Below are 26,463 nucleotides of genomic sequence, written 5' to 3' on the forward strand. Positions count from 1 at the left end.
GCGCAGAGTTTTTTCGTGAAAACATGTGCAGGTGCTTAAAATAAAAGGACTAAAGGCGGAAAAAATATGACTCAGACACAGACAAACAATCTTAAAAACAAAAATTATGTAAGATGGATAGCGCTGACGGGACTGTTTATGGGACTTAACATTATTATGTCGAGTTTCGGAATCCCGGTTCCCGGAGGGCATCTGTATTTATGCGATCTTATTATATGCACCGCGGCGCTTTTGCTTGACCCGCTTGCGGCTTTCGTGGTTGGAGGAATCGGATCTTTTTTGGGAGATGTTCTCTTTTACCCGGCACCGATGTTTGTATCGCTTGTGACACACGGGCTTCAGGCTGCGGTCATCTCGATTATAGTAAGTTCAAAGTTTGGAAGGATAAAGAAGACACATTTTATCACATCGGTTGTTGCAACACTGATAGGCGCTGTTATAATGGTTGTTGGATATACACTTGGAAAGATATATGTGTACAGTACGTTTGAATATGCCATGATCAAGCTTCCTTACGAGATAGCGCAGGCTTTACTCGGAGTTGTGGGCTCGCTGTTTTTGTGCTATAAGCTTGGACTTATGAAGATATTCAGGCGAATGGAATTTGAATAAAGAGGATGAAATTATGGATTTTAAAGAGATAACAGAGCAGAGCAAACAGGCGGTAACAGAGATACTTGAGAAGGCGAATCTTGCGCCGGGATCAATTTTTGTGGTTGGATGTTCATCAAGTGAGATACTGGGAGACCAGATAGGAACCGCTACAAATCTGGATTCTGCGAATGCGGTATTCGATGGGATTGTTCCCGTGCTTGAGGAAAAAGGTATTTTTATGGCAGCGCAGTGCTGCGAGCACCTCAACAGAGCACTTGTGGTTGAAAGAGAGACCATGGAGAAATACGGCTTTGAACAGGTTAATGCAATTCCTCAGCCAAATCACGCCGGCGGAGCTTTTGCAACCGTTTGTTATCAGAGATTCAAAAATCCTGTTCTCGTAGAATCGATCAACGGAAAGGCAGACGCAGGAATAGATATCGGCGGAACCATGATCGGTATGCACTTGCATTCGGTTGTTGTTCCAATGAGAATCTCACTCAGAAAAATCGGAGCCGCTCCGATTATTTGTGCTCGTCACCGTCCGAAGTACGTCGGCGGCCAGAGAGCCATCTACGATGAAAACCTCATGTAAGGAGGGGATGAGCGAGGTGGAGCGAAAGCGTCCCTGAAGTGTTTGTATAATATTTCATATCTGGTAAACGAAACATAGCAAACATCTTAAATTACTGTAAATATCAATTATTGTGTAAATCTTATGTTATAATATTTATAATTATACGATAATTGATATTTTTATTTGCGTTAATAAGTGTCGGCTTACTTTTTTGGAGGCTATAGAAACATTATGAAGCAAATTGAAGATGTTATAACTATCGAAGAAAAAAATCATATAGATGAACTCACGGGATTGCATAATCTTACGGGAATCCTGGAACATCTGCAGGGACATGATCAATATTCCGCATCCGACAGCACCGTTATCATCTATATAAATGTCATGAATTTTAAGGTGTTCAATCAGAAGTACGGCTTCGCCGGAGGTAACGACTTTCTGAGAGGAATGGCACATGAACTTAAAAATCTTTTCCCTGATGAATTGGTTGCGAGAACAAGCGGCGACCAGTTTATTGTCCTTGGAAAATCCATTGTAAAAGAAGAGCTTCTCGAAAAACTGGAAGAATTCAGAGAGGCTGTGCATAATTATGAAAAGGGCCTTAAGATGAAGATAAAGGCCGGCATCTACTGCGCCAAAGGTGACGAAGAAGACCCTGTTATCATGGTTGACAGGGCTAAAATGGCGTGCGATGACATCATAAGAGTTTATGACAGAGACAACAACCTGTACACGGAAGAACTGGACAAAAGAAATGAGCTTCGTCAGTATGTTATAGATAATTTTGAAAACGCTTTTAAACAGAGATATTTTCAGGTTTATTACCAGAAAGAGATAAGAGCTGTAACAAGAAAAGTCTGCGGATACGAGGCACTTGCAAGATGGCTCGATCCACAGTATGGAATCATTTCTCCCGCTGTTTTTATTGAAGTGCTTGAGAGCGTTCACCTGATACACCGGCTGGATATATATATGATAGATCAGGTATGCTCGGATCTGAGGGATGATATCGATTCGGGATATGAAGTTGAGCCGATATCGGTCAATCTTTCGAGGCTTGATTTTGAGCTTTGCGACATCATGAGCGAGATTGATAAGTGCAGAGCAAAGTATGATATACCAAAGGAACTCCTTCATATCGAGGTCACGGAGAGTGCGATAGCTGCGGGGGCAGATTTTCTCGGCAAGCACATAAAGAAGTTCAGGGATGCCGGATATGAAGTCTGGATGGATGATTTTGGCGCGGGATACAGCTCTTTTAACAACCTGAAAGACTATGATTTTGATGTTGTAAAGATAGATATGGGATTCCTGCGTGAATTTGAGACGAATCAGAAATCAAGGATAATTCTTGCATCCATCGTCAATATGGCAAAAGAGCTCGGAATACACACACTTGCAGAGGGTGTGGAGACGGAAGAACAGTATGAATTTCTTTTGAAAATAGGATGTGAAAAGATGCAGGGGTATCTCTTTGGAAAGCCCAAGCCTGTTTCTGAATTTGTAAGGAGCGCTGATTGTAGCTCCGAAAATTGTGAGGAATTTGATTTCAGTTCATATTACGATGATATCGGAACCGTGAATTTCTTAAACAGCACGCCGCTTCGCACCAAGACGATGGAGATAATGATAAAACTTCCGATCGCAATAGCTGAGCTGTGCGATGATAAAGTGACTTTCATATATGCCAATGAGGCCTACATCGAATTTATGAAAAATATCGGTGCGGAAGACCTTGAACAGGCAAATAAGCTTAGTGTGTCAAAGGAAATGGACAACAGCAGAGGTCTTGCCAATATCCTCAAACTGGCTGAGACTTCCTACAATCATAGGAGTGAAGCGGATCTTGTCGCCAACGGCAATGTGGTAAATACTAAGGTCAGATTTCTTTCAAGACATGGCGATAAGGCTGCATTTGCGCTGGTTTCAAAAAATATCACGGCGGAAAAGACTGCGCATACGGCAGATGATTACAGCGCTGTTGTCATGCATCTTATGAATCTTTACAACAGAATAGATATATTTGAAGAAGAGGGCACTGTAGAAAACATCTTTATCAGCGGTAATCAGAAGATGCTTTCTGATGTTGAACGAAGGTCCACCACGGCTGTGCAGCTTTATTCAAATATGCACATAAGAGAGGAGGACAGGGAACGCTTTAGAAAGTTCTTTGATATAAACACTGTCCACGAGCGGATTGACAATACCGGCAGGCATTATCTTACTGATTATTATAAGTCTGCGCTTCCCGGAGAGGAGGACAGAATCCTAATGTACATCATTCTGCCTTTTTACTATAATGGTAAGTGGAAATTTATTGCGGGATGCAGGTATATTGATCAACTTGATACTCTCGCAGATGTTTTGGAACAGATGGACAAATAGAGGTGACATATCGTAAATGCTTAGGTTTTGTTTCGGGGCGTCCGGTGCGGGGAAGAGCACGGGACTGATAGAAGAACTAATTAAAAGAAGTTTTAATAACACCGGTGATGATTTTTTACTTATCGTTCCGGATCAGTTTACAATGCAGACGCAGAAGGATGTAGTAAGGATGCACCCTTCGCACGCAATAATGAATATTGACGTATTGAGCTTTGGACGTCTTTCTCACAGAGTGTTGGAGGAAACGTCCAGAAGCTCTTTTTCTGTGCTTGATGATGTGGGAAAAAGCCTTGTATTAAGGCGAGTAGCGGATATTCTCGGTGACAGACTCCCCGTGATCGGCGCAAATATGCATAAACCCGGATATATCGATGAAGTAAAGTCCACAATCTCAGAGTTTATGCAGTATGGAATAGATGATGAGTCACTTGGGATCATTGAAAAAAAGTGTTCCTCAAAGGCCGCACTCAATTCCAAGATAAAAGATCTGAGACTTCTATACAGCGAATTTCTTTCCTACATTCGAGGAAAATTCATAACCACAGAAGAAACGCTTGATATTTTATGTAAGGCCGTTCCGCAGTCATCTCTTTTGAAAGACTGCGTTATTGTATTTGACGGATTTACTGGATTTACGCCCATTCAGTACAGGGTTATAAAAGAGCTTCTTCGAGTGTCCAAAGAAGTGTGCGTATCCCTTACGATAGGCCCGAAAGAAAACCCGTATTCAGGCTCTTTTGAAGAACAGGAACTGTTTATGCTCACGAAGAAGACGGTTTACGATCTTGAAAAGATAGAATATGAGCTGTGCAAAGAGACGGGTGCTATCGCGCAGAGCGGACTTGATTTTGAGGCGTGGCGAAATATCAGAAACGATGAGATGAGTAGGAAAGAAACGGGCGGAGATATCTTTATCAAAGATGAGAAAGTTGTGAGGCTTAAGGACAATCCGCCGCTTGCTTTTCTTGAGCAGAATCTTTTCAGATATAATTCTTGCAAATATACCGGGAACCAGGATTCTATACGGATATTTGAGACTCAGACAACCGAAGAAGAAGTTCGAAGAACCATGATAAAGATCCGCTCTCTTGTCAGGGATGAGGGCTACGCATACAGAGATATCGCGGTTGTGTGCGGAGGACTCACTTCATACGGAAATCTTGTGAAAAGAGCTGCGAGAAAATTTGACATTCCCGTATATATCGATCAGAATACGGGACTTTTGCTGAATCCTTTTATTGAATATATTACAAGTGCGATAAATATAGTTATTTCGGGATACAGATATGAAGATGTATTCCACTATATGAGAAGCGGAATGACAGATTTTTCCAAAGAGGATACCGATATTCTTGAAAACTATGTAAGAGCGCTTGGCATAAAGGGAAGAAAGCAGTGGGAAGACCGCTTTATGCGCAGGATGCCGACGAAGTTTAAGAGAAAGAAAAACGGCGGAGAAGACGATACTTCGGAGCTTGAACTTATAAATAAGCTTGACGGCATGAGGGCGCGCATAAGCTCTGAGCTAAAGCCACTCTTTGAAGCAAAACAGGGTACTGCCGCAGAAATTACGGAAGCTCTTTTAAAGATGATAGAGGGCAATGATTGCAGTAAGAAACTTGAGCAATACAAAGAGAAGTTTGAAAAGCTCGGAGATAGAGAAAAAGCAAAAGAGTACGACCAGGTATATCGTAAAGTTGAGGATATTCTTAAGCAGATCGCCGCGCTTATCGGCGATGACAGGCTTGAACTCAAAGAATATAAGGATATCTTGCAGGTCGGATTCGGCGATATCGAAGTTGGAACAATACCTCAGGATGTAGACAGGGTTATTGTAGGAGACATCGAGAGAACGAGGCTCCGCGAGATCAGGGCACTGTTTTTCATGGGAGTAAACGACGGACTTATTCCGGCAAATACAGGTGGCGGCGGAATTTTATCCGATATGGACAGACAGTTCCTTCTTGAACTCGATACGGGAGTTGAGCTTGCACCGACACCGAGGCAGCAGATGTATATTCAAAGGCTCTATCTGTATATGAACCTCACAAAGCCGACGGACAGGCTTATTTTGTCGTATTCGGAACTTGGAACCGACGGAAAGAGCGTTCGCCCCGCGTATCTGATATCAAAGATAGAAGCGCTGTTTGACGGAATAGAAGTTGAAAGGCCTGAGGATGCACCTTTTGAAGAGCAGGTTTCATGTGTCAATGACAGCATGGACAATCTTGCGGATATGATGAGGGAATACTCGCTCGGAATACTGAGTGATAAGGAAAAGACTGAATTTTCGACAATCTATGAGATCATCAAAAGAAAGTGCGAAGAGAAGACTCTTTTGGATAAGCTGACAGAGGCTGCATTTAAGCACTATGAAGACAAGCCTCTTGCAAAGAGCATTGCGCTTGCATTATACGGGGCAAATCTTGAGAACAGCGTGAGCAGGCTTGAGAAGTTTGCTTCATGTTGCTATGCGCACTTTTTGAGATACGGTATCGGGCTTTCCGAGAGAAAAGAATATGATTTTGCTTCGTCTGATCTTGGAAATGTCTTTCATGAAGTTCTTGAAAAATATACCGCTGAGATAATAAACAGGCACATATCGTGGAAAGACTTATCCAAAGAGGAATCCGACGAGATGTTAAATCGAGCTTTAACAGAGTGCGTCGATGCGTACGGAGAGACAATCCTTTTAAGTAACGCACGTAATGAATTCATGGTAGAGCGTATAAAAAGGATACTTATAAGAACGGTCGATACGCTCAAATACCAGATATCCAAAGGGAGTTTCGAGCCTTCCTATGTCGAGATGGATTTTAGGGAAGCCGGCAAGATTGATGAGATAGATATAACTCTTTCTGAAGATGAGAAACACAGAATAGTTGAGAGCATGAAATTGCACGGAAGAATTGACCGTGTCGATCTGTGCCAAGATTCGGATCATGTTTATGTGAAGGTAATTGATTTTAAATCGGGCGGAAAAAAGATAAGTCTGGCTTCACTCTATTACGGCCTTCAGCTTCAGCTTGTCATGTATATGAATGTTGCGGTTGCCGCAAGTAAAAAGATTTATGACGGAAAAGAAGCGGTGCCTGCCGCGGTTCTTTATTATCATGTGGATGATCCGATGGTAAACGGCTCGGGAGATTTACAACCTGATGTTATCAATAAGGAGATAATAAAGGCACTCAGAACGACCGGATTGGTCAACGGAAACAGAGATATCATAAACATGCTTGATGACAGCATTAGCGGTACATCGGATGTCATACCAATCGGATTTAATAAGAGCGGAGAACTTACGGCGGCTTCAAGCGCCGTTTCAAACGAGGATTATCTCGCTATTTCCAAATATGTGGATAAGAAGATACGAGAGTTTGGAAAGTCCATCTTAAACGGAGATATAAAGGTCAATCCCTATGAGATGGATTCAAGAGAATCCTGCAAATACTGTGAGTACAAGGGAATATGCGGATTTGACAACAAGATTCCCGGATATTCAAAGAGAAAACTTGAACTTAGTGATAAAGAGGCAATGGAGCTTATAAAGAATGAAAGTTGAGTTTACTGATGAACAGAAGGCGGTAATAAACGCCAGAAAATGTAATGTGCTTGTTTCGGCGGCAGCGGGTTCGGGAAAGACCGCTGTTCTTGTCGAGCGCATTATACAGATGATAAATGAAGGTGTTGATATCGACCACCTTTTGGTCGTGACTTTTACCAAAGCGGCAGCTTCGCAGATGAAGGAAAAGATTACTCTTGCCATCCAGAACAAACTTCTGGAGGACCCTCAGAATACACATCTGCAGAAGCAGGAGACGCTTATTCATAATGCACAGATAACCACGATAGATTCTTTTTGTCAGTACATTATTAAAAATAACTTTAATTTCGTTGGACTGGATCCTTCATACAATGTCGGAGATGAAGGCGAGCTCAAACTTCTTCAGGAAGATGTAATGAAGAATATGCTTGAGGAAGAATATGTAAAGGCAAAAGAAGGCAGTAATGAAGATTTCATATATTGCATGGAATATTTTGGCACCGGAAGCAGCGATAAGGTTGTTGAAGAATATATTGAGAGGCTTTATCGTTTTTCCATGAGCATGCCGTGGCCGGAAGTTTATATCAAAGAAAGAGCGCTTGACTATGATATTTCAGACAAGAATTTTGATGAACTTGAATGGGTAAAAGAATGTGTCACATCCGTAAAGCGTATTCTCTTGGAAGCAAAGGACAAATTAAGTACCGCCCATGAGCTGACTCTTTTGCCCGACGGACCATACATGTACGGAGAGCTTTTGGAAAAAGAAGCGGAGATGATGGAACGTGTCGCTGTTTGCGATTCGTATGATGAGCTGTATGACGCGGTCAGAGGGATTTCTTTTGACAGATTGCCTTCGAAGAAGGACGACAGCGTATCGCCCGATAAGAAAGAACGCGCAAAAGAGCTGAGGGACAGTGTAAAGAAGGATTTAAAGAAGGTGACGGAGAATTATCTCGTTCTGACTTCCGATATGGTTGCAGAGCAGATGAAACTTTGCGACAGGGCGGTGAAAGAGCTTTGCAGACTTACGCTTCGCTATATACAGCTTTTTGATGAAAGAAAAAGAGAAGAGCGTCTGATCGACTTTTCCGATATGGAGCATCTTGCGCTTAATATTCTTATTGATTATGAGAAGGGAGCGCCTACGCAGGTTGCGCTTGAATACAGGGAATTTTTTAAAGAAGTCTTAATTGACGAGTATCAGGACAGTAACGCTGTGCAGGAGCTTATTTTGCAGGCGATATCAGGAATAAAAGCGGGATCTTCCGAGAGATTCATGGTCGGTGACGTTAAGCAGAGTATTTACAAATTCAGGCTTGCGCGTCCCGAGATTTTCATGAAAAAGCTTGCAACATACAGTAAGGATGAATCTGCGAGCGACAGGAGAATAGATCTTCACAGGAATTTCCGAAGCAGAGCGGAGGTTCTTGAAGGAACCAATTATATATTCAGAAAGATAATGGGTAAGGACCTCGGAAGTGTTGAGTATGACAAGGACGCTGAGCTTGTTACGGGTGCAGGGTTTGACGATCCTTCTTTTGACATGACTCCCGAGCTTATTCTCATAGACGATCCCGAGGGTGAAAGAGAAAATGAGGCTCATGTGATAGGAAACAGGATTCTTGAGCTTATGCGGGAGGATCCGGAGCTAAAGTTTAAAGATATTGTAATTTTGCTTAGGACGAATTCGGGCTGGGATGATGTGTTCAAAAAAGCACTCGAAGAGCAGGGGATTCCTTCATACATAGAGTCAAAGAGCGGATATTTTGACGCGTGGGAAGTGTCTGTCATGCTGAATATTTTGTCGGTAATAGACAATCCTACCGTTGACATACCACTTGTTGCCGTAATGCATTCTCCTATAGGAGGCTTTACAGACGAGGAGCTTGCACTTATTAAAATTACAATTAATAAAAACAAAGAGGACGATGCAGCATCTTCTTTGTATGAAGAAATATTGAAACTTGTGCGCAGAAAAGGCGAAGATACGGGAAGTATTCAAAATCAGTCGTTACTCAATAAACTCTCTGATTTTGTCTCACTTATAGAAGAACTCAGAGATATGTCCGCATATACCCCCGTACATGAGCTGCTTCAGTATATCATCGATGTCACGGGATTTGAGCTGATTGTAAGCGCCATGCCTGCGGGAAACCAGAGAAGAGCGAATATAGAACTTCTTTTATCTAAGGCTGAAAGCTTTGAAAAGACGAGCTTTAAGGGATTGTTCCATTTTGTAAGATACATTGAGCACATCAAGGTCGTGCAGGTTGACTACGGCGAAGCGGGTATCATCGATGAAAACGCCGATGTTGTGCGTATCATGAGTATCCATAAGAGTAAGGGACTTGAGTTTCCGGTTGTATTCATCGCGGGAATGTCCAAGCAGTTCAATAAGACCGATACCAAGGGCAATCTTATCGCGGATATGGATCTCGGGATCGGAGTTAAGTGTGTTGATTCCAAGCTGCGACTTAGGTCCGAAACCTTAAAGCGCGTGATAATCGCAGATAAGATGAACACAGACAGCCTCGGTGAAGAACTGCGCGTGCTCTACGTTGCACTTACCAGGGCAAAAGAAAAACTTATAATGACTGCTTCGGTCAAAAAACTTCCGGAGCTTATTGCAAAGGAGCTTAAGCTTATTCCCGAGCTTGCGCACGGAGTATCGCAGGGAAAAGAGCTTATGCCTTTTTCTGTAAGGCTTGCAGCGTCAAGTTATCTTGATCTTGTGCTTCCTTCGCTTGTAAGGCATCCTGCAATATATGATATTGCCGAAAAGTACGGATTGTCGGAGCTTATAACGGATAAGTTTATGGACAGCGCGGAAAATGTGCCTAAATTTGCCGTTAAGTCTGTGAGTGCGGATGATATAAATGCATTTGGTGAGAAGGAAAGTGTGAAAGGTCTTATAAGGCTTGATAATATCGAGGCTTATTATGACAAAGAGCTTGCCGAGAAGCTGGAAAAAAAGCTTGATTCCAAATATGGATTTGAGCATCTTAAGGGGCTTTATACCAAGACTACGGTTACAGAGCTTAAAAAGCATATTCTTGAAGAGAACGGCGAGCATTTTACCAAAGAGGAAGAGTACGGAGCGGAGTATGATGAAGCCGCGGAAAGTAGCAATTATGCGCTGGAAAATGGTGAGTCTTTTTTGGAGCCGGAAAGAAAAGTATCTGAGGCGTCCGGGCTTACGGGAGCTGAGAGAGGAACGGCGTACCACAGGATCATGGAGCTTCTTGATTACAGCGTGGGAAGCGGTGCTGCCGAGCTTGGAATGTTCCTTGACGAGCTTGTTCAGAAAGACAGGATAACTAGGGCTTCTGCTGATTGTATCAAGACGGAGGATATCGGAAAATTCCTGGGGACTGATCTCGGAAAGCGAATGGGAGCAGCTTTTAACGCAGGGCTTCTTATGCGAGAGAAACCGTTTATGATGGGAGTTTCCGCGAGCGAACTTGATAAGAAATTCCCTTCAGATGAGCTTGTTCTTATTCAGGGTATCATCGACGCGTGGTTCATAGAGGATGATGAGATCGTGCTTGTCGATTACAAGACAGACCGCACAAAGGATGAAGAGGAGCTTGTAAAGCGATACAAGATTCAGCTTGAACTTTATAAAAGAGCGCTGGAAGCATCGACGGGAAAGAAAGTTAAAGACACATATATTTATTCCTTCGCATTGGCAAAAGAGGTGAATCTGGGGAAATACTGATTTTGATAAGTAGGAGGGACGCCGAAAGATGAAGCTAAGGAGCATGCAAACTTTTGTTACAACAGCTTTTTTGACAATCTGTGCCGTGAGTGGATGTGCCGGTGCCGATAGTTCCACAGTGGGTGCAGACGCAGAAACGGCCATAGATGCGGATGTGTCCGGTGGTGTGACGAGTGATGCACCTAGTGGTGCTATGAGTGCAACTGTGGCTGCAACTGAGGATATGGTGGAGCCGGAAGGTGAGGAGGCCGATATGGAGACATGGAAAACTGCAATTGATGGTCTTTCAGATGATTTTATCTTTGGAATGGATGTATCTTCACTGCTTGCAGAGGAGAAAAGCGGAGTAAAATTCTATGACTTTGACGGCAATGAGCAGGATGCGCTTAAAACCTTTGCCGATTCAGGTATAAATTACATCCGTATTCGCGTTTGGAACGATCCCTATGATGAGAACGGAAACGGCTATGGCGGTGGTAACAACGATCTTCCAACCGCAATAGAACTGGGCAAAAGAGCTACAGATTACGGAATGAAGGTTTTGATCGATTTTCACTACTCCGATTTCTGGGCGGATCCTCAGAAGCAGTATGCTCCAAAAGCATGGAAAGGTATGAGCCTCAGTGAGAAGTCCGAAGCTCTTTACGATTATACAAAAAACAGTCTGGCAGAGCTCTTTGATTCCGGCGTTGATGTGGGAATGGTACAGATCGGAAATGAGATCAATAACGGAATGTCAGGCGAAAGCGATATCAATAACGTGATCGAACTGCTGAAGGCAGGAAGCAGGGCTGTTCGTGAGGTGGCGGGACAGCGCGGCAAGGATATCGGCATCGTGGTTCATTACACGGATATAAACAAGAAAGAAGCCGTCTTTTCACTTATAGAGAAACTTGTAAACGGCGGTCTTGATTTTGATATGATGGGGCTTAGCTATTATCCTTTCTGGCATGGCGACTTGGATAATATGAAAAATGTTATCGGATATATCGGCGAGCATTTCAGCAAGAAAGTATTTATCGCGGAAACATCCTATTGCTATAGCATGGAAGACGGAGACGGTTTTGCAAACAGAGTTTCAAAGAGTGATCTGGTGGAAGGTTATCCCGCAACTATTGACGGACAGGCATCTTTTATGCATGACCTTTATCGGGACGTAAACAGCGCCGGAGGAATAGGCGTATTCTATTGGGAAGGCGCATGGATTCCTGTCGGTTCCGCAAGTTCAGATAATATGCCAATCTGGGAAAAGTACGGAAGTGGCTGGGCAAGCAGTTTCGCCTCGGACTACGATGCAGATGCCGCAAAATATTACGGCGGAAGCTCATGGGATAATCAGGCATTCTTTGATTTTGACGGGCATCCGTTGGAATCGATGAGGGTATTTAAATATATACGATGATATAGGTGCAATAAGTCGAAAATTAAAAAGCCCACACCCCTGCGTTTGCACGCTCTCGGGGTGTGGACTTTCCTTTTTATTTCCATTTTTCGATATCTTTTTTCTCAAGAATGACCATAAGAAGGTTGTTCTCGGTGAGTTTGTGGGAAGGGTTGATATATCTCCAGTTGCCGCCTTTTTCCTTGATTGCTGCGACGTTCATGTTGTGTTTTTTACGAAGGTCGAGCTCAATAAGACTCTTTCCGAGCCATGAATTTCTAGGCTGAAGCTCAACCAGGCACAGGTTGTCGTCAAGCTCAATGTAATCGTGAATTGACTGTGAAGCAAGGATTCTTGCCGAGCGCACACCGCCTTCCTTCTCGGGATCGACTATCTTGTCTGCACCGACTCTTTGAAGAATCGTAGCCATACGGGAAGAAGAGGATTTGGCGATTACGAGCGGAACGCCCTTTTCTTTTGCGATAGATACCGCCATTATGCTTGCTGCGATATTTCCGCCCATTGCGGTTATGACTATATCCATGTTCTGGAGTCCCAGAGCCATGACTTCGTCTTCATTTTCAAGATCCGCGCAAACTGCGGAAGTTACCTTTGATGAAATATCTCTAATGCGTCTTTCGTCTTTGTCTGCAACAAGGACATCTTCACCGATGGCATAAAGGCTTTTTGCCACGCTTCGACCATATTTTCCAAGCCCCAAAACTGCTACTGATTTTTTCACTTAAATACCTCCGTTTATCCGACGTAGAATACTCCTTCGGAGTAGTTGATGTTGTTTTTGTTTGATTCATTTCCCGAGAAGAAAGCAACCATCGATATCGGACCCGTTCTTCCAAGGAACATTGCGATTATTATTATGATCCGTCCGATTGGATTGAGCGCAGCCGTCAGATTTCTTGATAAGCCGACGGTTCCGCAGGCGCTTACGACTTCGAACAAAGCATCTTCCATAGGAACGGGATTAAATACTGACAAGAGTACAGCCAGTAACAGGGTTGCAAATACGCTCACATACACGACTGCGGCTGCTTTTCGCATTGAATCCACAGAAACGCGCCTGTTAAAGATGACATTCTGATTTTCATTCTTTACATAAGAGCGCACGTTCATGAACAGCAGGAATATCGTTACCGTTTTGACGCCGCCTGCGGTTCCTACAGGCGATCCGCCTATAAACATGAACAGATATGAGACGAGGCAGGATGCAACCGTGAGATTTTCCTGCGGTATGGTCGTAAATCCTGCAGTTCGAAGAGTTATCGACTGAAACAGGCTGTTTACGAGTTTTTGCCCAAATCCCATATTCCCGATGGTTCCCGGATTGTTATATTCGGTCAAAAGAAAAATAAGCGTGCCGCTCGTTATCAGTATAAGCGTAAAACTCAGAACAAGCTTACTGTGCTCGGAAAATCTTTTTATAACGGTGATGGGAGAGAACTTCTTTTTTACGCCCTCTTTTGCCGCATGAAGAACATCGAACCATACGACAAAGCCAAGACCACCCATTATAATGAGCATCATCGTGGTTGTCATAACGATGGGATCGTTTCTGTAATTTGCAAGGCTTCCCTGACCGATAACATCCATTCCCGCATTGCAAAATGCCGATACGGAATTAAAGATCGAGATCCACAGACCTTTAATAAAGCCAAACTTCGGAATGAAAACAAGCGAGTAGAGGATGGCACCGGCTCCTTCTGTGAGGAGCGTTCCCTTAAGCACACGTACAAGGAAAGTCAGAAGTTTTGTTCCTGAACTTAGGTTAAAAGAGTCCTGAAGTAACATTCTGTCGCCGAGTGAAAACTTCTTGTGCGTAAGAAGCATCAGCGTTGCAGCGATAGCGATCATTCCAAGTCCGCCCATCTGTACGAGTATCATAATTATAAGTTGGCCAAAAAAGCTCCAGTGCGCGTAAGTATCAACCACAACAAGGCCGGTAACACAGACGGAAGTTGTTGCTGTAAAAAGTGCGGTCAGAAAATCCGTTGCTTTTCCGCTTGCTGACGAAAAGGGGAGCATAAGTAGCAGTGCTCCGATCAGAATTGTTATTAGAAAACTTATCGGGATAGTATGCGCCGGAGATAATTTTTTTTGCTTCATTATTTTGTTTTTTAATATTGAGAAAGGTTTCATAATACCTCGTGTCAAATAGGGAATTTCAGAGAAATTTCCTATTCAATGAAAAAGGTTGCGAAAAATCCGCAACCTTATTTGTTCTTTTGAAGTAAATACTGCCGGTCTGTCTCTTGGTGTTACAGAAGCTGTATTCCGTTCTTCTTGGCTTCTTCAGCCATTTCATCCGGCCAGATGGAACACTGTACTTCACCGATATGAGCTTTTCTTAAGAAGAACATGCAAATTCTTGACTGACCGATTCCGCCACCGATGGTGTAAGGAAGCTCCTTGTTAAGGATTGCCTTCTGGAAAGGAAGCTCGGCTCTTTCGGGACATCCTGCTTTTTCAAGCTGAGTCTTGAGCGAGTTCTCATCTACACGGATTCCCATACTTGATAATTCGAGTGCGATGTCAAGAACAGGGAAATATACGATGATATCGGCATTAAGTGCCCAGTCATCATAGTCCGGAGCTCTGCCGTCGTGCTTATCACCTGATGCAAGGACATCACCGATCTGCATGATACATACAGCGCCCTTAGCCTTGGCAATGTAGTATTCACGCTCCTTGGGAGAATACTCGGGGAACATATCTTCAAGCTCCTGAGTTGTGATAAAGAAAATATCTTCAGGAAGGATCTCTTCGATATAGTCATACTGAATAGACATGAATTTCTCAGTCTTTCTGAGGACCTTGTATACATTTTTTACTGTTTCTTTAAGAAAATCGATATTGCGGTCTTCTTTATTTATAACCTTTTCCCAGTCCCACTGGTCAACGAAGATAGAATGGATATTATCCGGAACTTCGTCGCGGCGGACAGCGTTCATATCGGTATAAAGACCTTCACCGACATTGAAGCCGTACTTCTTGAGCGCATATCTCTTCCATTTTGCAAGAGAGTGTACAATCTCTGCAGGACGCTCATTTTCATTGAGAATATCAAAAGAAACGGGACGTTCAACACCATTGAGGTTATCATTAAGTCCTGATTCGGGTGTTACAAAAAGAGGTGCGGTTACTCTCTGAAGATTGAGCTTATTTGAGAGCATGCCCTGAAAAAAATCTTTGACAGTCTTGATACCTACCTGTGTATCGTGGAGATCAAGAGCAGATTTGTAGTTCTTGGGAATTTTAAGGTTTTCCATAATCTTTTCCACTTTCTTATATAGTTTCCTTTTTCCACAGAAAATGCTTTCCCATGAAAAATGTCTCACAGTTAATTAAATCGCTTTTTCCTTCATATTGCAAGAAAAAAATGATTATTTATGCACCTTTACATCAGTCGGTCGTAAAGTATTTAAATATAACATATCGGTTATTGAGAGTGCATCGTTCATTACTTATAATGAATGGGAAGTGAACCGCCAACAAGAAAAAATAGCAAGGAATAAGATAGATATGAAAAATGAATTGTATGAAAATACTCAGAAGGTAGAGAACGTAAGGGCTATCCTGGTCGGATTGAATACGGGCAGGAGTGATGATGAGTTTGAACGTTCGATGGATGAGCTGAAAGAGCTGACAAAGGCTATAGATATAGAGGTTGCGTCAACAGTGACTCAGTCGCTCAATACTCCGGACAAAGGTACGTATATAGGAAGCGGCAAGGTTCAGGAGATTGCTGCGGCGCTTGACGTGCTTGATGCAAGCATAATTATTTTCAACGATTCGCTTTCACCCATGCAAGTAAGGAACCTTGAGAAGATACTTGATACGGAAGTTATAGACAGGACCGGACTTATCTTGCAGATTTTTGCAAAGAGAGCCGGAACAAGAGAAGCAAGACTTCAGGTTGAGTCTGCGCAGCTTCAGTACATGCTTCCGAGACTTGTCGGAATGGGCAAAACTCTGTCGAGGCAGGGCGGCGGAAGCGGCAGACTTTCCAATAAGGGATCGGGCGAGAAGCAGCTTGAGCTTGACAGAAGACGTATTGAGCACAGAATAAGTGAACTTTCCAACGAACTAAAAAATCTTGAAAAAGAAAGAACAACTCAGAGAAACAGGAGACTAAGATCAAATATTGCACGTGTCGCGCTTGTCGGTTATACAAACGCAGGTAAATCAACGGTTATGAATAATCTGCTTCGCTTATACGGCTCAGAGAGCGCAGATGACAAAACTGTCCTTGAAAAAGATATGTTGTTTGCGACACTTGACACTACTGTCAGGAAGATAACACCATCCGGAAGAAGACCATTTTTACTTTCGGATACGGTTGGATTTATAAGCGAACTTCCTCATGCACTTGTCAAAGCATTTCGGTCAACACTTGAAGAAGCAAAGTATGCAGATGTTCTTTTGGAAGTAATTGACTTTTCGGATCCCGAGTACAGATTTCATATGGAAATAACGGAGAAGACTCTTGCTGAGATAGGAGCGGGAGATATTCCCGTCATATATGTATTTAATAAGGCAGATCTTGTTCAAAAAGAGCAGGAAGAGAGCGGACGCCTTGTTATGGAAGTTCCGAAGGCTTCCGGTGACAGGATATATATCTGTGCCAAAGAGGATGCTTCACTTGATGAACTTATCGTGGCAATAGAGCGAAAGTTAAGCGAAGATGAGAAGGAGTGCGAACTTCTTTTGCCCTACACCGAGGGTGGTATAGTGAATGCCTTTGAAAACAGAGGTATTGTAAAAGAGACAAAATATGAGCCCTCCGGAATTCGCATAAGAGCGATGCTCCAAAGGGCTGACATTTCACAGTACAGTGATTATATTGTGGATTGAATTATCCGAGTTGAACGGTCTTCCTGATGTCTTTTTCGTTTGCCTCAAGCTTGATGCGCTTGAGAGTGCTCTTAATAACGGGAATTGACAGAACAATTATTGTAAGGATAAATTCAGGAACGATATAAGTTGCATTGTAAGTGATGCTGTAAACAAGCGGTGATGTTCCTTCGGGGGCGTAGTATGCAAAGAAAACAACGCCCGATAATATTGCAAAGAAGTAACGGCCGATGACTCCGGCGATATAACCTTTTATCATGCCTTGTTTCTTTTCATAGAATAATCCGCCGAGGCCAAGTGCGCCAAAAGCAAGGATATAGTCGCAAAACAGCTGCGGAATACTTACTATGTAAGGATCTTCAATGAGCTGCAACAGTCCGTAAGCAATACCTGATGCGATGCTGACTCTGGGGCCGTAGATGTATCCGATGTAGGTGACAAAAAACATGCTGAAAAGTGTTATTGAGCCGCCCATCGGGAGCTTTGCAAATTTGAAGTGAGAAAGAACAAATGCAAGAGCGAGACAAAGTCCCGATACCGTGATCTGCTTGATGCTGAGTTTTCCCTTGCCCTCCTTATTAACGAAGAAACTCATTATTGCAAGTGCGGCAAATATCAGAAATACCAGACCTGCATATCCCATTGTGGTTAAATTGTATACCACGCCCTCTTCAGATGAGATTTCTTCCAGAAAAAGATTCATTGTTTTTTCCTCCTTGATAGCAAGTTACATTGCAAAAAAATAGTATGATTTTATATCAATTAAACTATCAGTATTGCGATTTGTCAATGTTTTCGGGCATTTGTCACACTTTTGATGGAAATAACAAAACTCCGGACATAAAATCTCCGCAATTTTTTCACAGTTTTTTAACAAATTTCCATTTACATTTTCTCGCGTAGAATGTATATTTTAGAGGTTAAATTTAAGTAATGCAAAGCAGTACAGAAAAGGAGTAACATTTGATGTTTGGATGTGTTAAGAGAAACATTATGCTTAGACCCAATCAGGTACAAGACTTCGTCAACGCCGCAACTAAGTGTGACTTCGATGTAGATATATATTATAACAGGTATGTTGTTGACGCTAAGTCAATCCTGGGAGTGTTTGGACTTGATCTTTCCCAGATTCTTACAGTAGAATATCGCGGATATAACAGCGATTTTGAAAATTATTTGCAGAAATTGGCAATTGCCAGCTAAGTTTGAATGAAGCGTTCATTATTTGATTAATTTTGGACGATTCAGTATACTTATCAAGAGAGGTTGTGTAATACCTTTCAATAAGAAAATAATTGTTCATTGTGGTAGTAAAGCTCTCCATGGTATAAAATATGCCATGGGGAGTTTTACTATTATGGAAAACTATTCGATAGAAATTTCAGTCCGCAGGCTGGTTGAGTTTGTACTGCGAAGCGGAAGCATAGACAACAGAATACATCAGGTTTCCGCCGATGCGATGCAGGAAGGCAGTCGGATACATCGCATGATCCAGAAGAGCATGGGACCCGATTATCACGCCGAAGTGCCGCTTAAGTACACATATAACACCGGAAGATACGACCTTATCATAGAAGGGCGTGCCGACGGAATTCTGGATAAATTCTTTAATGAAGCTTCATATGATGCTCAGGAATCTCTTTTTGAGGGCGGAAAAGATCTGCCTCTTGTCGATGAGATCAAGGGAACATACAGAGATCTCAAAAAGATGAAAGAGCCGGTTGAAGTTCATCTTGCGCAGGCGAAGTGTTACGCCGCAATCTATCTGGGACAAAAGAACTGTCCCGGAATCAAAGTAAGAATGAGTTATTGCAACATGGATACTGAAGAAATGAAGTATTTTGATTACAAGTACTCATCCGAAGAAATAACAGCATGGTTTGAAAATCTGATAAAAAAATATTTGAAGTGGTCCGACTTTGAGTACGAGTGGGACGGGATCAGAACTGCATCGATAAAGGCTGTGCAGTTTCCTTTTTCGTACAGGGAAGGACAGAAAGACCTCGCCGCCGGTGTTTACAGGACTATCATTCATGGAAAAAAGCTCTTTCTGGAGGCTCCTACGGGAACCGGCAAGACAATCACGACTGTTTTTCCTACGGTCAAGGCGATGGGAGAGGGAAAGACATCCAAGATCTTCTATCTTACGGCAAAAACGATAACAAGGACCGTTGCGGAAGATGCTTACAATACGCTGAGAGAGTCGCAGGATCTTAAGTTTAAGACTGTGACTATAACGGCAAGAGACAAGATCTGCTTTTTGGAAGAAGATAAAAGAGAGTGCAATCCAGAGGCATGTCCTTATGCAAACGGGCATTATGACAGGATAAATGACGCGATATACGATCTTTTGACAAATGAGGACTCTTTTGACAGGGAGAAGATAGTAAAGTATGCGCAGAAACATGAGGTATGCCCGTTTGAGATGTCGCTTGACATGAGCCTTTGGGCCGACGGCGTTATCTGTGATTATAACTATGTGTTCGACCCTTTTGTTTATCTGAGAAGATTCTTTGCGGACGGAGTTAAGTCCGATTACGTATTTCTGGTCGATGAGACGCACAATCTTCTGGACAGGGGAAGGGATATGTACAGCGCGGCTCTTCGAAAAGAGAGCTTTTTGGAATTAAAGAGCACGATAAAGGAATTTCATCCAAGAATTGCCGGACACCTTGATAAGTGTAACAAAGAACTTTTGGAGCTTAAAAGAAATTGCGACGGATGTACGGTTGTAGACAGCATAGAAAAGTTTGTAAATGCTCTGAACCGCCTGTCGGGAATAATATCGGAGTATCTGGAGGAGCATACGACAGGCCCTTGCAGAGAGGAACTTTTGTTGTTCTATTTTGATATATCAAGATTTCTTACAATATATGACAAAGTCGACGATCATTATGTCATTTACAGCGAATTTGCAGAAGACGGAAGCTTTATATTAAGGCTCTCATGCGTCGATCCGTCTCTAAATCTTGCGGAATGCATGGGACGCGGACGCTCATCGATACTTTTTTCTGCAACACTCCTTCCGATTCAGTATTATAAAAAGCTTCTTGGCGGAACCGATGAGGATTTCGAGATATATGCAAAATCCGTGTTTGATCCAAGCAGGCTCGGAATCTTTATAGGAAAAGATGTGACAAGCAGGTATTCGAGGCGAAGCAGTGAGCAGTATTACAATATAGCTTCATATATCCACAATATTATTAAAGCAAGAGGCGGAAATTATCTTATATTCTTTCCGTCGCACAGTTTTCTTGATGAAGTTTACGATATTTATGAAAAAGAGTTTTGGGATGCCGGAACAACGGAGCTTTTGGTGCAAAAAAGCTACATGACCGAAGAAGCAAGGGAGTCTTTCCTTGACAGATTCTCGCAGGGAAATGACGTGAACCTTAATGAATTTATCCACATGGACATAGAGGTCGAGGAAGACAGGAATATTCTCGGATTCTGTGTTATGGGAGGCATATTCAGTGAGGGCATTGATCTTAAGAACGACAGCCTGATCGGAGTGATCATAGTCGGCACGGGAATACCGCTTGTATGCAACGAACGCGAGATACTTAGAAATTACTTTGAAGAAAAAGGCGTTGACGGATTCGATTACGCCTACAGATATCCCGGAATGAACAAAGTTCTTCAGGCAGCGGGAAGAGTTATAAGAACAGAAGAAGACAAGGGAGTTGTGGCACTTTTGGATGACAGATTCACGCAAGCCGGATACAGAGCGCTTTTCCCGAGGGAGTGGATAAAAATGAAGCCTGTTTTGACCACGTCGGTCAAAGATGCTGTTTCTCAGTTTTGGTGCGGATTTAATGATTAAAACAGGATGATATTGACGGCATAGTTGATAAAAGTGAAATACTGAGGTTACATAAAATTGAAAAGTTGCAATTTATGTAAACCTGACATTATAAAGAATTGTATCTATATTATACACAATTGTATATAATGGCCGAAAAATCATACAAAAGTCATATGCAAATGACGTTAATGTCATGTGGATAACTTTGTGGAAATGGGGGATTATTCAGAAACAGATTTGCGGGAAAGCGCAAGACGACTGGTATTAAATACTGTGACAAATTTGAGCGGAATAAAGTGTAAAAGTAATCTTATGACCGAGCAGGTCAAAAGTTATATGTAAACCACATTTTTTACCTGTCACGTGTGTCAGGATAGTTCATTTATCTTGCAAGAGTGAAAAGTATGATATAAAATTGAAAATAATCAGAATAGCGTATTTTTGCTTTTTTTAAACAGGTTACAAATTCATGAATATTCAAAACTATGATAACGAAGTTCAAATTATAAACCGTGAGTTGATGACTGCCAGAACGAATATGTCCAACGACCTTGTGGGGGTATGTGACAGACTGCTTGAGAAAGCGGAAGAGGTTGGCGACATCAATCTTATAGGTTATGCATATTATTATCTTGCGGATGCTTACTACAAATTAAGTACGGAGTATCGCAAGTTTAATGAGAATCTCCTTAAAGCGATCGAGTATCTTCAGATGTGCGGTGACAAAGAGCATATCATAAGATGTTACAATCTTTTTGGTATCGATGCGCTTAATCACGGAAATATAGAACTGGCATTGGATTTCTTTTTAAATGGAATAAGAGATTGCGATGAATATGATAAAAATTCAGCTGTCGGATTTGTAGAGTGCAACATTGGTCTTATCTATTATGATGTAGGCGAGATCGAGACAGCGCTTTCATATATCCAGTCGGGATATAAACATATTCGAAAGAATAAGGAAGACAGTCTTTACTATTTGAATGTTCTTTTGTGCTATTGTAACGAAGCGGAATGTTACATTCTTCTGGACAAACCTGAGTCTGTCAAGAAGTGTCTTCTTGCAATAAAGAGGCTTGAATCGGATCCGAGGGTGAAGAGTGATTATTTCCAGGATATTCTTGTACTTGATGTGCGTATGAGAGGAAATTATGTTCTCGGAAACATGGAAGAGTACCAAAAATACGCTGAGCTTCTTCTAAAAACAATACAGACTGAAAATTTCTTTTCCGTAGATAACATCGACGATATTTACAGAGCCTGCAGATTCCTTATGAAGATAGGAAGAGTCGATGAAGTTGAAGATATAGTAAAAAATGTTGAAGCTACAATAAGCAGTATCAGTATTGCTTATTTAAGAAAGCAGTATGCGAAGATAAAGTGCGAACTGTATTCTCTTAAGAATGATGATGAGCAGAAATATAAGGCGTATGAGGAGTTTTATACGTATTCAATGGCTCAGGAGAAAGAGGGTATCGCAAATTACAGGTTCTTTACGGATATCAGAGAGAAGCTGAGTGAAATGGAACGTGAGAATATCGCTCTTTTGAAAAAGGCTGAAACGGATTCGCTTACGGGGCTCGGAAACAGGTACGGCCTTAATGAGTATGCCGACAAGGCTTTTGATAACGCATATGCTAATCAGAAGTCGCTTGCGGTTGAAATTCTCGATGTTGATAATTTCAAGCAGTACAATGATACTTTCGGCCATCAGGCGGGAGATACCTGTCTTAAGACAATAGCTGAGATAATAGTTGAAAAATGCGGCGGTAATAACAAGATACGCGCCTTCAGATACGGCGGCGATGAGTTTGTTATCGTCTATGAAGATATGACTGATGAAGAGGTTATGTGGTATGCCTCAAATATCAGATTGGGGATAAAGGAGCGTAATCTGTTGGCTCCTTCACAAGAGTACGGTAAGCTTGTTACGATATCACAGGGAATATGCAACTCTGTTCCCATATCGACAAACAAATTATGGGATTACATGTATGCCGCCGACAATGCTCTTTATGAGGTAAAAGAGCATAGGAAGGGCGAGATTGTTATGCTTCACAAGGTGCTTATTTCTCAGGAATCACTTGATGAAGCAAAATACAGTTAATTATATCCTTATTGGGGAATAAGGACGGGTTATGAAAAAAATCAAATGGACAATGCGTCGGGCAATTCTTGGTATGGTCATCGGATGCACGCTTTTTGCCGTAATAGCACAGACTGTTGCGTTTGAAGTGACATCCAGACAGCAGATCAGGAAAGAAAGTCTGTTGAGTAACGATGAGACGCTTCAGCGTATCGAGAATGAACTCAATTCGTATATTCACGGACTTATTGTCAAGATGCAGACCATCTATACAGAAACTGAACTGATTGCCGCTATGAGAAGGGACGATTCGACGCAGGGCGAAATATTAAATTATTATTGGAGCGCCTGGCGTCTTTCTGAAGCGCGCTTTGATTCGGCAGATCAGCTTTTTGCAATGTATATTTACAACAATGACAATAAGCTGATCAGTTCATGGAGAAAGCAGCCTGTTGCCTATCCTTTCGATCTTTACGACGGCGATCGGTACGTCAATGAATCACATCTTAGAAGATATCTGGAATCGGATAATTATGCTGTAATGATCTCGGGTTATCACAACGAAGCCGCAAACAGCGATATTTTACGTTTTTGTCTGAAACTCCATACATATGATGATAATAGATCTCAGTACGGATATATTGTCTGTGATTTTAATGCGCAGAATATATCGGACCTTATGAGTAAATATATATCATCGAGAGATGTGTACGTGTGGCTTCAGCCAAGAGGGGATATTTCAATCGCACAGGTTGGAAATATCACGAAGGAAGAGAGCAAGATCTTTTCCGACTTAACACAGACAATTGCAACCTCATCTGGTGAATTCCCGGAATTTGAAAATGAATATGGATCTTTCTATCTGAACAGCATAGCTATGAGAAAGTATAACCTTCATATAGTCATGCTGACGCCGCAGTCTCTGCTTCTTGAAACGCAGAGCGCGTTGGCACGGACTCTTTTGCTGATAGCCGGAATAATCATTTTGCTGATGCTTTTACTCGGAACACTTATTTCGGGCTTTATCTATAGGCCGGTGGAAGCGCTAAGCAGTACGATGATAAGGATAAAGAACGGAGATACCGAGCTTAGGGTTAAGACGGACGGATGGAGCGATGAACTTAAGGTAATGGGCGAAGAGTTCAACGAGATGCTCGACAGGATACAAAAGATGGTTGAGGAAGAATATGAGGCAAAGGTGCTGATGGAGCGAACGCAGTACAAAGTTTTGCAGGCACAGATAAATCCTCACTTTCTTTACAATACGCTTGATACGATGAGCGGAATAGCCGCGTCACAGGATTGTATGCTTGTTAGCGGATTGTGTCAGTCTCTTTCGGCTATTTTCAGGTACAGTCTGGATATTTCCGATACTCAGGCGACACTTCAGCAGGAAATGGCTCATGTTCGCAATTATCTGTATGTTATGGATGTGCGAAACGGCAACTCCGTAAAATACACTTATCATATTGATACGGATACGCTGCAGGACAGCATTCCGAGAATAACGCTTCAGCCGATAGTTGAGAATGCGCTTCAGCACGGGCTTCGCATGACCAGGAGAAAAGACAAAGAGCTCATAATTACGGCAAAGCATGATGACGGAAAATTATTTGTTACAATAGAGGATAACGGCGCCGGAATGGATGCGGATGCGATGAATGAGCAGCTTGAAAAGGCTGATTTAAAGCAGATTGAGATGGGGCGTTCCATTGGTATAATGAATGTAAATGCCCGCATCAAAAATGTATATGGGAACAATTACGGGATTCGCTATGAAAGCGATCACGAAACGGGGACTAAGGCAATTATCATATTGCCGACGGTAAAAATGGTTACAGGTATTGATTGACGCCGTGATAAAGCTATGGTGTTTAAGATGTATTTAGGAGGAACAGAGGGTGAAGGCAAAATATAGGGTATTGGCGGCGGATGACGAGCTTTGGAGCCGTGAGAATATAAGGCGTATGTTGCCGTGGGAGGATTATTCGATAGAATTTCTTGAGCCTGCTTGTGATGGGGAAGAAGTGCTTGAGAGAATCCCCAAAGAAAAGCCGGATATTTTGATCACGGATATCAATATGCCGTTTTTGAGCGGACTTGAGCTACTTGACAGGATAAAAGAGGAATATCCCGATATTATCACACTGGCTGTAAGCGGATATGATGATTTCCAAAAGGTAAAAGGCGTTTTCATGTCGGGAGGTATCGACTATCTGTTAAAACCCGTCAGCAGGGAACAGCTTGTCGATTCGCTCAGCAAAGCGCTCAAGACGCTCGAGGAAAGAGAGACAGAGAAAGCGGTAAAAGAGGACAGTCGCCTTAGGGAGACATATGTTTCATCTTTTCTTGAGGATGATGAATTTTCATCTCTTTTAAACGGCAAACTTTTCAGACCGGGAAAAGAATTTCATGTGCCGAGCACAAAGGTCTTTTCCGAGATGTCTACCATACTTGTGAAGTTCCATGATGTTGAGATCTTAAAGCAGAGCTATGAAAAAGATGTGCTTCGAATGTCATATGACTTGAAGGAAAAGCTTCGCAAGATTGTCGGAAATGAAAGAACCATTGTTTTCAACTACACAGATAAGGTAAATGAGTTTGTGATAGAACTAAATGCGACTCCGACGAGGCTTCATTTTATCGCGGACCGCATTCTTGAAGCTTTTCCCGTTGAAAAGCAGGGGCCTATCACCATAGTGCTGCACGACAAGGCAACTTCACTTGACGATATCGCCGCTGTCTACAGAGAAATGATCGCAAATCTTGTCACCAGGCCTTTTGGACGAGATCACAGTACGGTTGTGTGCACGGGCAGCAGGAAGGCACTGGCTTTTAATGACAGATATACGAGTCGTATCGAATCACTTCTTAACGATAGTTTGGGAAAAGGAGATATCGGTCGCGCGAAGACGATACTCATGGAAACGGCAGGGCTTGAAAAGTGCGACGAGCAGAAGTGGAGTCTTTTTGAAGTGACGCAGTTTACGACGGGCGCACTCAATACGATCGCGGATTCGGATAAGAACAGCGACGAACGTGCCTATGAGGAAGTTCAGGATGCGATAAACTACGGGCTTCGTTCTCTTAATAAAGAGATAATAACAGACAACATGGAGCTTGCTCTTTCCATAGCGCAGGGCGAATCAGCGAATGAGAACAACTCCATAAGCAGTCAGGTTGAGAATATCAGGGATTATATCGAGACGCATTATATGGAACACCTGTCACTGTCGGGGCTTGCTGAGCAATTCTTTGTTGAACCGACCTATCTTTCACGTAAGTTTTCGCAGAAATATAACGAGACCATAACGACCTATATTACAAGATGTCGTATGGACAGGGCAAAAAAGCTTATGGAGGATGAAAAGAACAAGCTCGAAGCGATTTCTTTTGAAGTCGGATACGATGACTATAACTATTTCAGCCGCGTATTCAGAAGGCTTGAGGGCATAAGTCCGAGTGAATACAGGAAGAAAAACGTAAAATAAAAAGTGCGGA

Annotated in this window: 16 protein-coding genes; 12 read left to right on the forward strand and 4 right to left on the reverse strand. The window is 42.4% G+C overall.

Translation table 11 applies throughout. The annotated features are described in order from the left end of the window. Nucleotides 1–66: 66 nt before the first annotated feature. The 6 genes from BLP87_RS13625 (at nucleotide 67) to BLP87_RS13650 (ending at nucleotide 12,223) form a co-directional block, all read left to right on the forward strand. The gene (locus tag BLP87_RS13625; protein WP_074463158.1) at nucleotides 67–612 is read left to right on the forward strand and encodes an ECF transporter S component; all 546 of its coding nucleotides are present in this window, start codon (nucleotides 67–69) and stop codon (nucleotides 610–612) included. Between the two features lie 13 nt (nucleotides 613–625). Further along, nucleotides 626–1,189 (forward strand): TIGR01440 family protein, encoded by a 564-nt coding sequence (locus tag BLP87_RS13630; RefSeq protein WP_074463159.1) that lies wholly within the window; start codon nucleotides 626–628, stop codon nucleotides 1,187–1,189. A gap of 213 nt (nucleotides 1,190–1,402) precedes the next feature. Then, nucleotides 1,403–3,556: a GGDEF domain-containing phosphodiesterase gene (locus tag BLP87_RS13635; RefSeq protein ID WP_074463160.1), complete on the forward strand. Its 2,154-nt coding sequence runs from the start codon at nucleotides 1,403–1,405 to the stop codon at nucleotides 3,554–3,556. A gap of 16 nt (nucleotides 3,557–3,572) precedes the next feature. Next, nucleotides 3,573–7,118, forward strand: coding sequence for a PD-(D/E)XK nuclease family protein (locus BLP87_RS13640; protein ID WP_074463161.1), 3,546 nt, complete (start codon nucleotides 3,573–3,575; stop codon nucleotides 7,116–7,118). Beyond that, nucleotides 7,108–10,821 carry a helicase-exonuclease AddAB subunit AddA gene (gene addA / locus BLP87_RS13645; protein WP_074463162.1) on the forward strand — a complete coding sequence of 1,238 codons (3,714 nt, stop codon included), beginning with the start codon at nucleotides 7,108–7,110 and terminating at the stop codon, nucleotides 10,819–10,821. The genes BLP87_RS13640 and addA overlap by 11 nt, the downstream gene beginning before the upstream one ends. Nucleotides 10,822–10,849: 28 nt before the next feature. After that, on the forward strand, nucleotides 10,850–12,223 hold the full coding sequence (locus BLP87_RS13650) for a glycoside hydrolase family 53 protein (RefSeq protein WP_074463163.1): 1,374 nt from the start codon (nucleotides 10,850–10,852) through the stop codon (nucleotides 12,221–12,223). Nucleotides 12,224–12,299: 76 nt separating this feature from the next. On the opposite strand, the gene BLP87_RS13655 is transcribed toward BLP87_RS13650, so the two are convergent. The 3 genes from BLP87_RS13655 to asnA form a co-directional block, all read right to left on the reverse strand. Beyond that, nucleotides 12,300–12,944: a potassium channel family protein gene (locus tag BLP87_RS13655; RefSeq protein WP_074463164.1), complete on the reverse strand. Its 645-nt coding sequence runs from the start codon at nucleotides 12,942–12,944 to the stop codon at nucleotides 12,300–12,302. Nucleotides 12,945–12,958: 14 nt separating this feature from the next. Further along, complete coding sequence (locus BLP87_RS13660; protein WP_074463205.1) at nucleotides 12,959–14,323, reverse strand: TrkH family potassium uptake protein; 1,365 nt, start codon at nucleotides 14,321–14,323, stop codon at nucleotides 12,959–12,961. Between the two features lie 152 nt (nucleotides 14,324–14,475). Beyond that, a complete protein-coding gene (gene asnA, locus BLP87_RS13665; protein WP_074463165.1) occupies nucleotides 14,476–15,486 on the reverse strand; it encodes an aspartate--ammonia ligase in 1,011 nt (336 codons plus the stop codon). Between the two features lie 253 nt (nucleotides 15,487–15,739). Between asnA and hflX the strand changes: the two genes are divergently transcribed. Then, nucleotides 15,740–17,071: a GTPase HflX gene (gene hflX, locus BLP87_RS13670; protein ID WP_074463166.1), complete on the forward strand. Its 1,332-nt coding sequence runs from the start codon at nucleotides 15,740–15,742 to the stop codon at nucleotides 17,069–17,071. A 1-nt stretch (nucleotide 17,072) separates the two neighbouring features. Here the strand turns inward: hflX and thiT are convergent, their stop codons facing one another. Continuing rightward, nucleotides 17,073–17,774 (reverse strand): energy-coupled thiamine transporter ThiT, encoded by a 702-nt coding sequence (gene thiT / locus BLP87_RS13675; RefSeq protein WP_074463167.1) that lies wholly within the window; start codon nucleotides 17,772–17,774, stop codon nucleotides 17,073–17,075. 290 nt (nucleotides 17,775–18,064) lie between these two features. Here thiT and BLP87_RS13680 point away from each other — a divergent pair, with 290 nt between their 5' ends. The 5 genes from BLP87_RS13680 to BLP87_RS13700 all read left to right on the forward strand — a co-directional run bounded on the left by BLP87_RS13680 (nucleotide 18,065) and on the right by BLP87_RS13700 (nucleotide 26,453). After that, nucleotides 18,065–18,274, forward strand: a complete 210-nt coding sequence (locus BLP87_RS13680) for an HPr family phosphocarrier protein (RefSeq protein ID WP_242871872.1) — start codon at nucleotides 18,065–18,067, stop codon at nucleotides 18,272–18,274. Nucleotides 18,275–18,428: 154 nt separating this feature from the next. Continuing rightward, nucleotides 18,429–20,894 carry an ATP-dependent DNA helicase gene (locus BLP87_RS13685; RefSeq protein ID WP_074463169.1) on the forward strand — a complete coding sequence of 822 codons (2,466 nt, stop codon included), beginning with the start codon at nucleotides 18,429–18,431 and terminating at the stop codon, nucleotides 20,892–20,894. Nucleotides 20,895–21,345: 451 nt separating this feature from the next. Next, entirely contained in the window at nucleotides 21,346–22,983 is a 1,638-nt protein-coding gene (locus BLP87_RS13690) for a GGDEF domain-containing protein (protein ID WP_074463170.1), read from the forward strand. Between the two features lie 31 nt (nucleotides 22,984–23,014). Next, complete coding sequence (locus BLP87_RS13695) at nucleotides 23,015–24,814, forward strand: cache domain-containing sensor histidine kinase (protein ID WP_083334624.1); 1,800 nt, start codon at nucleotides 23,015–23,017, stop codon at nucleotides 24,812–24,814. A 49-nt stretch (nucleotides 24,815–24,863) separates the two neighbouring features. Next, entirely contained in the window at nucleotides 24,864–26,453 is a 1,590-nt protein-coding gene (locus BLP87_RS13700; RefSeq protein ID WP_074463171.1) for a response regulator transcription factor, read from the forward strand. Nucleotides 26,454–26,463 lie beyond the last annotated feature (10 nt).

The organism is Butyrivibrio hungatei, assembly GCF_900101605.1.
Classification (GTDB): Bacteria; Bacillota; Clostridia; order Lachnospirales; family Lachnospiraceae; genus Butyrivibrio; species Butyrivibrio hungatei_B.